Below are 10,266 nucleotides of genomic sequence, written 5' to 3'. Positions count from 1 at the left end.
ATAGCGCTCGGGTAACACTCCGGACACCCGTGATGTTCCTACCCCACCAACCATGATCCACAAGACAGGCCCTAGCTGGGACTGGCATGGATCTGGTCAGCATCTCCACGCCGCCACGATCCGCGCTCCGAGGCTTGGCTCGGCGGCTGCGATACTGGCCGCCACGCCGGCCGCGTCCGCGCCAGCCGGCGGCGGGGTGTCGATCCGATGTGGACCGAGCTGATCACACCTTGAGGACGTCCACGTCGTACAGCGCTATCGACGGGTCGCGGGAGGCGAGGGTCAGCCCTTCGGTGATTGCCTGTGCCACCAGCATGCGGTCGAAGGGATCGCGGTGATGCGATGGCAGGCGGCCGGCGGCGATGGCGTGGACGTGGGTCACCGGGAGTTCCCGGAAGCCCATGTCTCTTACCCGCTCGGCAAGGTCAGGGGGGCCGGCGAGTTTCCCGGTGCTCTGTTTGATGGTGATCTCCCACAGGGTGACCGGGGAGAGGAAGATGTCCGGCTCGTGGCGTAGTCGATCGAGCAACTCGCTGCCGAGCGTCGGGTCGCCGGTGATGGCCCAGAGCGCGACGTGAGTGTCCAACAGCAGGTTCATGCGCCGATGCCGAAGTCGTCGGCGATCTCGGTGTTGGTCTGTGGTGAGTCCCAGTCACCGGAGAGGTCCAGTTGGCCGGCGAGGGAGCCGATTGCGGTGCGGTTAGCCCGCCGGACCAGCGGTACGACCTTCGCCACCGGGGTGCCCGCCCGGTCGATGATGATCTCCTCGCCGCGTTCCACCCGTTCGATGATGCGCGACAGATGGGTCTTGGCGTCATGCATGTTGTAGTGCACTGCCTCAGCCGACACGGCGCGCAACCTCCTCGCTTAGCTAAGCGATTAGTTTAGCCTGCTTGGCCCGCATGCGTCAGCGGTCTTCGCTGCTCGGGGCCCGGGACGCCTGACTCTTCCGAGTCCGTACCCATGGAGGGTCGGCTCGCCACGGCCCTGAGCCTGCGCGATGAGCCGGCGGGGCGGGTGACCCGGCGCAGCCTCCGGTCAGGTACACGGACCGAGGAGCGCCACGTAGGCGACCAGCGCGGCCATTCGCCATTAGGATGTGGGCCATGAGCGCCGAGGCCGTTGGCATGTACATGCCCGCCGTCGTGACGCTCGACGACGTCGCGGCGATGAATTCCGCCGACCCGAACGGCCACCGCTACGAGACCAGCCCCGAGGGGGTCCTGTCGGTCATGCCGCCGCCTGATTCGGAACACGCTACGATCGCCAGTCGGCTCTTCGCTTGGCTGATCATGGCTGGTTGGCCCGCCGAGCAGGTGCTGCAAGCCGTCGGGGTCCGCATTTCCGGGCCGAATGGTGACGGCGGCCGGATTCCCGATCTCAGCGTGTGGCGCAAGCCGCCGGGCCGCAGCGTCTGGGCCGCGGTGACCGAAATCGCGCTCGTGGTGGAGATCGTGTCACCGGGCTCAGAGGCGATGGACTCGGTGACCAAGGTCCGCGAGTACGCGTCGGCGGGCATCCCGCAGTACTGGGTGGTGGACCGCGACGGGGCGCAGACGGTCATCCTGCACCGGCTGGGTGGTGACGGCTCCTACGAGGAACACGCCAAGATGCCGTTGGCGTGGCTGCTCCAGTCGTCTCCCGCCGACCACCTCGACCAGAGTTTTTGACACACGCCGGATTCACGCGGGCTAGCAGGTGGCGTTGTGCCAGCAGCACCACCGGCGGATCGGCGTCGTCGAGCTGGTAGCCCAGCCGCTCGGCGGCCAGATCCGGGTCGAGCGGCACGTACGCCCCGCCGGCGACCAGTACCCCGAGCACCGTGACGACCAGGTCGACCCCACGTTGGGCGACGACCCCGACCGGGATGTCCACATCGACCCCGCGAGCGCGCAGGCGATGGGCGAGCCGGTTGGCGCTGGCCACCGGATCGGCGTAGCGCAGCACCCCGTCGTCGGCCAGCACGGCCACCGCGTCGGGCGTCCGGGCGGCCTGCTCGGTCACCAGGTCGTGCAGGCACGTCTCGTCGGCTCGCGGCACGCCGGTAGTCCAGCACAGCGCGCTGTCGGCGAGCTTTCGATCGGCTATCCCCACGGCCGACGCATAGGCCGACACCGGGGCGTTTGTCGCTAACCGGACAAGACGGTAAAGCCCCTGGTAGAGCACCCTGGAGGCAGGCGAAGAGGCGGCGGATGTCGGGCCACATCCCCGTCCTCGGGCCCGGCACGGACAGCATGGTCCGGGCCGGTGCCGCGCCCCCCACCCGGTCCGGCCTCGCCGGTACGGGCCCGGCACAGCCGCCGGCCCCGACGAGGCGTACGGCTCGGCCGCCCCCCACACCGCTACGGGCGCCCGCAGCGGTGTCACCGTCCACCGCCGGCGACGTCGCCCACCGGCGCGTCGCGCACGTGCCCCGCCGACCCACGCATCGTGGATCCCGCCTCGTCCGGCGTCGCTCATCCGCACGCCCGACCCGGCGACCGAATCAGAGAGGCCCTGTCATGGCGGCTCCTACCGCGACCGCAGCCCTGAACGCATCCGTCTTCGCGCCGGGTGACCAGATGCTACTGACCGTCACGTACTCCGACGCCGACACCAAACCGCTGACCGTCACCATCGTGGTCACCGACGCGCAGGGCAACAGCAGCGCGCCGGTCAAGGTCACCGCGGTCATCGACCCGCTCACCGTGAACGTCTCCGACAACTCCGGGCGTACCTGGACCCGGGTCTCCGACAACGGCTCCGTGGCCGTGTACCGGGCGGTGGCGTGATGCCCCGCGTCACCGTCCAGGTCCGTGACTCGGCCGGCAACACGGCCACGACCGGGGTCGACTACAGCCTGCGCCAACCGGTGCTCGGCGGCTACTACCTGTCCGGCGGGGCCGACCCCACCGCCGACATGGCCGGCGGCAACTTCCGCTCGCTGACCCAGTACCGCAGCTTCGCCGACGGCTTCATCTTCCCCGGCTACAACCGGCCATGGCTGGTCAACCTGGGCAAGGCCGGCGTGCAGATGAACATGGTGCTGGAGTTGAAGCACTACGGCGCCGGCGACGCCGGGCCGCAGACCTTCACCGTGGACGGCGTCACCTACACCGTTCCGGCCCCGGCGATGACGATCCAGCAACGCCCCGGCACCACCTGGCCGAAGGCGTACGGGTACACCCAGGTGCTCAACGGCCAGTGCGACGGGTTGTTCGCGCGTGCCCTGTCGCAGTACCGGGCGCTCGGCTTCGGGGTGAACATCCAACTCGCGTCCGAGCTGGACACCGACCACGAGTTCGGCACGACCGAGGCCGGCAAGGCGTACACCTGGGCCGAGTCGGACGCGCGGGCGGTGCAGGCCGTGACCTACATCGTCACCTGGTTCAAGGCCCGGACCTTGCCCACCGGGACGACCTTCTCGGTCGGCTTGGGTGGCTTCGACCGAGCGTGTTTCCAGCGCACCCACCCCGAGTCACTGATGTCGCGGCTGGACTACCTCCAGTGGAACGTCTACGCGACGGCCGTCGGGCAGACCGCGCTGGCCCGCTTCCGCCGGACGAAGGACTGGGCGGTGGCGGATCTCGGCCCGGTGGCGCTGTCCCGGCCGGTGATCATCGCGGAGTACGGGGTGCGCGCTGCCGAGATCCCCAACCAGCCGGCCTGGATCGCCACCGTTCCGGCGGCGATCGCCCAGCTCAACGCCGAGCGGGGGCCTCTCATCGCGCGGACCAACTACTTCAACTCCGGGTGGGGCACCCTGTCGCCGAAGTCGGCCGGGTTGGCCGCGCTGCGCACCGCGTACGCCACCCGGCCGTACGTCTGACCGGGGCCGCCGGTCACTCCGCTTCGAGCTGATCGGCGTACCCGTCACGCAGCGCGGGCCAGCCGAAGTCCTTGGCCTCGGCGCCCCGGATGGGGCCGACCGGGTCGCCGTCGAGCAGCCGGTCGGCCACGTCGAGGCAGAGGTGCCAGCCGGCGGCGACCATCGGCAGCGCACCCCGGTCGGCGACGGTGTGTCGCAGGGTAAGCCGGGTGCCGCTGTCCGAGGGGGTCAGCTCCCAGCGCAGCAGGTCGTCGCCCCAGGTGTATTCGAGCAGGTGGGGCGGCTCGGCCCGGCGTACCTCCGCGGTCTGTTCCACGGAGGTCCCGCCGTCGACCAGCGTGAGCACGGCGGCGCCGGGGCTGCCGAGGTCGCGGTCGACGAGGAACGGGGCCCACTGCGCGAGTTGGGCCGGGTCGGTCAGCGCCGCCCAGACCGCGGCGGGTGGATGCCGCAGGTCGCGGACGAACACCAGGGTCGCGCCGCCGTCGGCGTGCTCGGTGTACACCTCGCCGGGTGGGCTGGGGCGGAAGGCGTCGCGGTCCATGTCACTGCTCCTGACTGTCGAGGTGCTGTTCGAGGGCGTCCAGGTGCTGGCTCCACAGCTCGCGGTACGGGTCGAGCCAGCAGTCGACAGCTCGCAGCGGGCCGGGGTCGAGGCGGTAGATCCGCTGCCGGGCGGCCACCCGGCAGGAGACGAAGCCGGCCTCGCGCAGCACCCGCAGGTGTTTGGAGACGGCCGGCTGGCTGACACCGAGCCCGTCGACCAGCTCGTTCACGCTGCGGTCGGCGGCGCGGAGCGCGTCGAGGATCCGGCGTCGGGTGGGCTCGGCGAGGACGGTGAACGCGTCGGTGGACACCCGTCGAATATGCCGCTGTCGTCATATGCCTGTCAAGTGATATGAGCGTGACGGCCGTCCCGGAGCGGCGGCGGAGGCGGCTATCTATGCTCGGAGCATGGAACTGCGGATCTTCACCGAGCCCCAGCAGGGTGCCACGTACGACCAACTGCTCGCGGTGGCGCGCCACGCCGAGGACGCCGGCTTCGGCGCGTTCTTCCGATCCGACCACTACCTCAAGATGGGCTCGGTGAGCGGCGACCCCGGCCCCACCGACGCGTGGACCACGCTGGCCGGACTGGCCCGCGACACCAGCCACATCCGGCTCGGCACGCTGATGACCGCCGCCACGTTCCGGCTGCCCGGCCCGCTGGCGATCACGGTGGCGCAGGTGGACCAGATGAGCGGCGGTCGGGTGGAGCTGGGCATCGGCACCGGCTGGTACGGCGACGAGCACACCGCGTACGGCATCCCGTTCCCGGCCCTGGGCGAGCGGTTCGACCGGCTCGAGGAGCAGCTCGCGGTCATCACCGGGCTCTGGTCCACGCCGGCGGGGGAGCGGTTCAGCCACCCGGGCGCGTACTACCCGGTCAGCGACTCCCCGGCCCTGCCCAAGCCGGTGCAGCAGCCCCGCCCCCCGATCCTGCTCGGCGGCATGGGCCCGAAGCGGACGCCCCGGCTGGCCGCCCGCTACGCGGACGAGTTCAACCTGCCGTTCGCGTCGACCGCGGATTCGGCCGCGCAGTTCGACCGTGTCCGCGCGGCGTGCGCCGACATTGGCCGCGACCCGGCGGAGCTGGTCTGGTCCAACGCGCTCGTGCTCTGCTGCGGGCGCAACGACGCCGAGGTGGCCCGCCGGGCCGCCGCCATCGGCCGCGACGCGGACGAGCTGCGGGCCAACGGTCTCGCCGGTACGCCCGACGAGGTCCTGGACACCATCGGCCGGTACGCGAAGATCGGCAGCCAGCGGATCTACCTCCAGGTGCTGGACCTGGGCGACCTGGACCACCTCGACCTGGTGGCGAGCGAGGTGCTGGCGAACCTGTGAGCCGGACGCCCGGTCAGGCGCGGTGCTGCGCGCGCCGGCCCGGGTCGCCCAGCACGGTGTCCAGCCGGCCGTCGCGGTCGCTGTCCACATAGGTGATGTCCGGTACGCCGTCACCGTCCACGTCGATCTGGACGATGTCGGCGACCCCGTCACCGTCGAAGTCGGTGACCACCTCGATCGACCCGTCCAGGTGCCGCGTCACGATCGACCGCGACTCGCCGGCCGGCTCGCGAGGCGGTGGCCCGGGCGCCGGTACGGGCGTCGGCGCGGGAGCGGGAGCGGGTGTCGGACGGGGGCCGGGCGTGGGCGCCGGGTGGTTCGGCAACCGGGCGCCCGGCGGCGCGCTGGCCGGCTCGACCACAGTGCCGGTCGGGTCCAGCTCCTCCTCCGACGGGAAGACATCACCTCGCGGGGCCGGATCACGGTAGCTGCTCATGGGCGTAGGGTTCCCCGACGATGGCGAGAACAACCGTGCCCGATCGTCCGGTGTCCTCGGTGCCCGGTCTGGCGGAAGATGTCGGGACCGACGCCACGGTCACGAAACGGGGGTCCACGGGTGGAATTGCGCCGGAATCGGGGGGCCCGTGCGTTCGCCCTGGCCTGCGTACTCGGTGGGGTGCTCCTGTTGGCCTATCCCAGCGACGGCGCCCTGCTGCGGACGATCATCGCGGTGGGTGCGATCGCGCTCGGCGCGGTGGCGCTGGTCAGCGCGTTGCGGCCGTTCCGGTTCGGAATCCACGCCGACGGGCTCAGCATCCGACGACCCGGTCTGCGCCGGGAGTTCCGGTGGGCCGAGGTCGACACGGTGGTCCTCGATGAGCCGCCGCGACGCGGCGGCTACCCGACACCGCCGAGGCTGCTGCTGGTGCCCGCGCAGGGTGTGCCGCGTGAGCTGGTGACGGCCCGACACCCGCTCGACGGCCGGCCCGCCATCGAGTTGCTCGTCCTCGACCAGGTCCGCGAGCAGCCCGAGCAGGTGGCCGAAGCGCTCACCCGGCATGCCGGAGACCGCTTCGTCGACCTGCTCGCCCGGCGGCGCGCCGCTTTCGCCGTCCCGGACCTCCCGGTCGGCCTGCGCGGCTATGCGATGGACCGGGTCGACCGGTTGATCCGGCGCGGCCAGGACGCGCTGCTGTCCGGCGACGCGTCGGCCCGGCAGGCGGCCCGGGGCGAGATCGAACGGGCCACCGGAGCGGGTCTGCCGATCGCCCAACGTGGCTACAACACGTTCCAGACGGATACGGTTCTAACCGCCCTCGTCGTCGCCCTGGCCGACCAGCAGTCCAGCGATCGGGAGACCGCCACGTGACCACCCCGGGACCGAACGCCACGTCGACCGCAGCTCCCGAGGTGCCGCGCCGCAACTGGGCCGGCAACGTCCGGTACGCGGCCCAGACGTTCCACCGGCCGACCTCGTTCGACGAGGTGCGCCGTCTCGTCGCCGGCAGTCGACGTATCCGCGCGCTGGGCACCGGGCACTCCTTCAACCGTTTCGGCGACACCGACGGCGACCTGGTCAGCCTCGCTGGCCTGCCCACGAGCGTGGAGGTGGACCGCGAGCGCGACCAGGTCACCGTGAGCGGCGCGATGCGCTACGGCGACCTCGCCCGACACCTGCACACCCAGGGGTACGCGCTGGCCAACATGGCCTCGCTGCCGCACATCTCGGTCGCCGGCGCGGTGGCCACCGCCACCCACGGCTCCGGCCCCACCCACGGCAACCTGGCCAGCGCCGTCGCCGCCCTGGAACTGGTCACCGCCGACGGCGACCTGCTGCGGGTCGACCGCGACACCGGGGCGTTCGCCGGGATGGTGGTGGGGCTCGGCGCGCTCGGCCTGGTCACCCGGGTCACCCTGGACCTGGTGCCGGCCTTCGAGCTACGCCAGTACGTGCGGCTCGGCCTCGACCCCGACGCGTTGGACGACGCGTTCGACTCGGCGTACAGCGTGAGCGTGTTCACCGACTGGCGTACGCCGCGCCTGCGGGAGGTGTGGCGCAAGCAGCTCGCGGACCAGGCGCCCCCGGAGGCGGACTGGCTCGGCACCACCGCCGCCGACCAGCCACGGCACCCGGTGCTCGGCATGCCGCCGGAGAACTGCACCCCGCAACTCGGCGAGCCGGGCCCGTGGCACGAGCGCCTGCCGCACTTCAAGCTCGGGTTCACCCCGAGCAGCGGTGACGAGTTGCAGTCCGAGTACCACCTGCCGCGTGCCGTGGCGGCCGACGCGCTCGCCGCCCTGGCCGACGTGGCGGACCTGATCGCACCGGTTTTGCACGTGTGTGAGCTGCGGACGGTGGCCGCCGACGAGTTGTGGCTCAGCCCGAACCACCAGCGGGACAGCTTCGTGGTCCACTTCACCTGGGTCGAGGACACCGCGGCGGTGCTGCCGGTGCTGGCCGTGGTGGAGGAGCGCCTGACGCCGTTCGCGCCCCGTCCGCACTGGGGCAAGGTCTTCGTGACCGACCCGACCGAGCTGGCCGCCCGCTACCCCCGCTACGCCGACTTCGCCGCCCTGCTGACCAACCTGGACCCAAGGGCAAAGTTCCAGACCGACCAGCTAAACCACTACTTCCCCCACTGACCGTTCCGCCCGCCCCCCACCCCGCCCCGCGCCCCCCTCCCCCCGCCCCCCGCCCCCCGCCCCCGGTTGATCATGAAGTTAGCGGCGCTCATATCGAGGTTGCGTCTCGCTAACTCCATGATCAACGAGAGTCGGCCTGGGCGCGCAGGGCGCCGCGTTGGACGGCACGGCTGATGTCACTGGGGGAGACGATGCCGGTCAGGCGGCCGTCGTCGCCTACCACCAGGGCGCGACCGTCGGCGCACTCGCTGAGCCGGGGGAGCAGGTCGTTGAGCTGTTCACCCGGCTGGGCGAGCACCAGCTCGTCGGCCCGGCAGGCCACCTCGGCCAGCGTGGTCGACGCCCGCCGCTCGGCGGGTACGCCCCGCACCCGGTCGACGGTGACCAGGCCGGTCGGTCGACCCTGCTCGGTCAGCGGCAGCGCCGAGTGCCGGTACGCGAAGAGGTAGTGGTCGACGAAGTCGGCGACCGTCATGTCCGCCGACGCGGTCTGCGGCTGCGGCGTCATCACGTCGACGACCCGGATTCCGCGCAGCGCGGTTCCGGTGCGGGCCTGCCGCTCCTCCATCCCGGCGGCGCCGATCAGGAACCAGCCGATCAGCGCCAACCACAGGCCGCCGAAGCCGACGCCGGACAGGAACTGCCACAACCCGAGGCCGATGAGCAGCGCGCCGAGCACCCAGCCGGCCCGCGCGGCGACCACGGACGCGCGGGTCCGGTCGCCGGTGGCCTTCCACACCGCCGCGCGTAGCAGCCGGCCACCATCCAGCGGCGCGGCCGGCAGCACGTTGAAGATCGCCAGCAGCACGTTGATGCCGGCCAGCCACGCGATCGCGCCGAAGAGCAACCCACCCTTCCCGGCGAGCGTGATCAGCAACGCGATGGCGCCGAAGAACGCCCCGAGCAGCAGGCTGACCAGCGGGCCGACACCCGCGATGCGCAGTTCCGCGCCGGGGTCGCGCGGCTCGCCCTTCAGCTCGGCCACCCCGCCGAACAGCCACAGCGTGATGCCGTCGACGGTCAACCCGTTGCGCTTGGCGACCACGGCGTGCGACACCTCGTGGGCGAGGAGGCCGACGAAGAAGACCACCGCTGCGGCCAGACCGGCGAGGGTGTACGCCACCGGTGAGCGGTCCGGGTACGAGCGGGGAAACTGGTTGGCGGCCAGCCCCCACGCGATAAGCGCGAAGATGACCAGAACGCTCCAGTTGACGCCGACCGGCACCCCCGCTATCCGGCCGAGCCGGAAACTCGCCCTCATCCCACCGACATACCCCCGGGTGGCGTTTCCATGCACCCAGCGCAAGCGGCGGTTGACGCTGATCAGGCACCTGAACGGTAAAGTGCGCAGACTGAGCCGAAACACGGACGGCCAGGGCGGAAGGGGCGGCGGATGCGGGAGGATTCACCGCGCTGGGAGCAGATCAACTCCAGCTCGTATGTGTGGGAGCAGGACGGGTTACGCGAGTTGGCCGGTTACCTGCCCGACGCCGACCCGTACCACGTCTGGACGAACGTTGAGTTCGTTGGCGCAGACGGCTCGATCAACGAGGTCGATGCCCTGGTGCTCACTCCGAGCGGGCTTTTCGTGTTGGAGTTGAAGCACTGGCAGGGCGAGATCCGCGGGGACGGCAGCCAGTGGGTGCGGCGGGCACCGAATTCCCGGCTCATCCCAGAGGACAACCCGTACATCCTGGCCAACCGGAAGGCGAAGCGGCTGGCCAGCCTTATCCGCTACTACGCCAAGCAGCACGGACGGCAGCGGGCGACGCCCTATGTCGGGGCCGCCGTGTTCCTCCATGCGAGAGCGATGCGTGCCGATCTTGACGAAATCGGCGGCCAGCACATTTACGGCCTGGAAGGGCACGATTCCGGTCTGCCTGGCCTGAAGAAGCTGCTCCTGGCCGTGCCACGTATTGACCCGTAAGGCAAATAGTTGATGGTCAGGAGGCGGCGTAGCGGACTTCGGGCTTGCGGAACAAGGATTTCAC

The 10,266-nt window shown here is 71.1% G+C and carries 14 protein-coding genes; 7 read left to right on the top strand and 7 right to left on the bottom strand.

Translation table 11 applies throughout. The annotated features are described in order from the left end of the window. Positions 1-223: 223 nt before the first annotated feature. Together ACLQ24_RS26615 and ACLQ24_RS26610 are read right to left on the bottom strand one after the other, a co-directional pair. Positions 224-598 (bottom strand): type II toxin-antitoxin system VapC family toxin, encoded by a 375-nt coding sequence (locus ACLQ24_RS26615; protein WP_425894448.1) that lies wholly within the window; start codon positions 596-598, stop codon positions 224-226. After that, positions 595-849 carry a type II toxin-antitoxin system Phd/YefM family antitoxin gene (locus ACLQ24_RS26610; RefSeq protein ID WP_425894447.1) on the bottom strand — a complete coding sequence of 85 codons (255 nt, stop codon included), beginning with the start codon at positions 847-849 and terminating at the stop codon, positions 595-597. Before ACLQ24_RS26610 ends, ACLQ24_RS26615 begins: the two co-directional genes overlap by 4 nt. A 257-nt stretch (positions 850-1,106) precedes the next feature. On the opposite strand from ACLQ24_RS26610, the gene ACLQ24_RS26605 reads away from it, so the two are divergent. Further along, positions 1,107-1,670, top strand: a complete 564-nt coding sequence (locus ACLQ24_RS26605) for a Uma2 family endonuclease (RefSeq protein ID WP_425894446.1) — start codon at positions 1,107-1,109, stop codon at positions 1,668-1,670. On the opposite strand, the gene ACLQ24_RS26600 is transcribed toward ACLQ24_RS26605, so the two are convergent. After that, the gene (locus ACLQ24_RS26600) at positions 1,561-2,460 is read right to left on the bottom strand and encodes an AMP-binding protein (protein WP_425894445.1); all 900 of its coding nucleotides are present in this window, start codon (positions 2,458-2,460) and stop codon (positions 1,561-1,563) included. The genes ACLQ24_RS26605 and ACLQ24_RS26600 overlap by 110 nt on opposite strands. Before the next feature lie 41 nt (positions 2,461-2,501). Between ACLQ24_RS26600 and ACLQ24_RS26595 the strand changes: the two genes are divergently transcribed. Then, positions 2,502-2,771 carry a hypothetical protein gene (locus ACLQ24_RS26595; protein WP_425894444.1) on the top strand — a complete coding sequence of 90 codons (270 nt, stop codon included), beginning with the start codon at positions 2,502-2,504 and terminating at the stop codon, positions 2,769-2,771. After that, positions 2,771-3,808 carry a hypothetical protein gene (locus ACLQ24_RS26590; RefSeq protein WP_425894443.1) on the top strand — a complete coding sequence of 346 codons (1,038 nt, stop codon included), beginning with the start codon at positions 2,771-2,773 and terminating at the stop codon, positions 3,806-3,808. The genes ACLQ24_RS26595 and ACLQ24_RS26590 overlap by 1 nt, the downstream gene beginning before the upstream one ends. Positions 3,809-3,821: 13 nt before the next feature. Here ACLQ24_RS26590 and ACLQ24_RS26585 read toward each other — a convergent pair whose 3' ends face one another. Together ACLQ24_RS26585 and ACLQ24_RS26580 are read right to left on the bottom strand one after the other, a co-directional pair. Further along, positions 3,822-4,352: an SRPBCC family protein gene (locus ACLQ24_RS26585; RefSeq protein WP_425894442.1), complete on the bottom strand. Its 531-nt coding sequence runs from the start codon at positions 4,350-4,352 to the stop codon at positions 3,822-3,824. 1 nt (position 4,353) lies between these two features. Next, complete coding sequence (locus ACLQ24_RS26580; protein ID WP_425894441.1) at positions 4,354-4,665, bottom strand: ArsR/SmtB family transcription factor; 312 nt, start codon at positions 4,663-4,665, stop codon at positions 4,354-4,356. 97 nt (positions 4,666-4,762) lie between these two features. Between ACLQ24_RS26580 and ACLQ24_RS26575 the strand changes: the two genes are divergently transcribed. Next, entirely contained in the window at positions 4,763-5,692 is a 930-nt protein-coding gene (locus tag ACLQ24_RS26575) for an LLM class F420-dependent oxidoreductase (RefSeq protein WP_425894440.1), read from the top strand. Between the two features lie 13 nt (positions 5,693-5,705). Here ACLQ24_RS26575 and ACLQ24_RS26570 read toward each other — a convergent pair whose 3' ends face one another. After that, positions 5,706-6,128, bottom strand: coding sequence for a hypothetical protein (locus ACLQ24_RS26570; protein ID WP_425894439.1), 423 nt, complete (start codon positions 6,126-6,128; stop codon positions 5,706-5,708). A 120-nt stretch (positions 6,129-6,248) separates the two neighbouring features. On the opposite strand from ACLQ24_RS26570, the gene ACLQ24_RS26565 reads away from it, so the two are divergent. Both ACLQ24_RS26565 and ACLQ24_RS26560 read left to right on the top strand, forming a co-directional pair. After that, positions 6,249-7,001 carry a hypothetical protein gene (locus ACLQ24_RS26565; protein ID WP_425894438.1) on the top strand — a complete coding sequence of 251 codons (753 nt, stop codon included), beginning with the start codon at positions 6,249-6,251 and terminating at the stop codon, positions 6,999-7,001. Further along, the gene (locus ACLQ24_RS26560; protein ID WP_425894437.1) at positions 6,998-8,275 is read left to right on the top strand and encodes an FAD-binding protein; all 1,278 of its coding nucleotides are present in this window, start codon (positions 6,998-7,000) and stop codon (positions 8,273-8,275) included. The genes ACLQ24_RS26565 and ACLQ24_RS26560 overlap by 4 nt, the downstream gene beginning before the upstream one ends. Before the next feature lie 121 nt (positions 8,276-8,396). On the opposite strand, the gene ACLQ24_RS26555 is transcribed toward ACLQ24_RS26560, so the two are convergent. Beyond that, positions 8,397-9,536: a site-2 protease family protein gene (locus ACLQ24_RS26555; protein WP_425894436.1), complete on the bottom strand. Its 1,140-nt coding sequence runs from the start codon at positions 9,534-9,536 to the stop codon at positions 8,397-8,399. Between the two features lie 132 nt (positions 9,537-9,668). Between ACLQ24_RS26555 and ACLQ24_RS26550 the strand changes: the two genes are divergently transcribed. Then, a complete protein-coding gene (locus ACLQ24_RS26550; RefSeq protein WP_425894435.1) occupies positions 9,669-10,202 on the top strand; it encodes an NERD domain-containing protein in 534 nt (177 codons plus the stop codon). Positions 10,203-10,266 lie beyond the last annotated feature (64 nt).

Origin of the sequence: Micromonospora sp. DT4, assembly GCF_049841675.1 — a bacterium.
GTDB lineage: Bacteria > Actinomycetota > Actinomycetes > Mycobacteriales > Micromonosporaceae > Micromonospora.
Note: the sequence above shows the minus strand (reverse complement) of the source record. Positions and strands in the feature narration are given on the sequence as shown.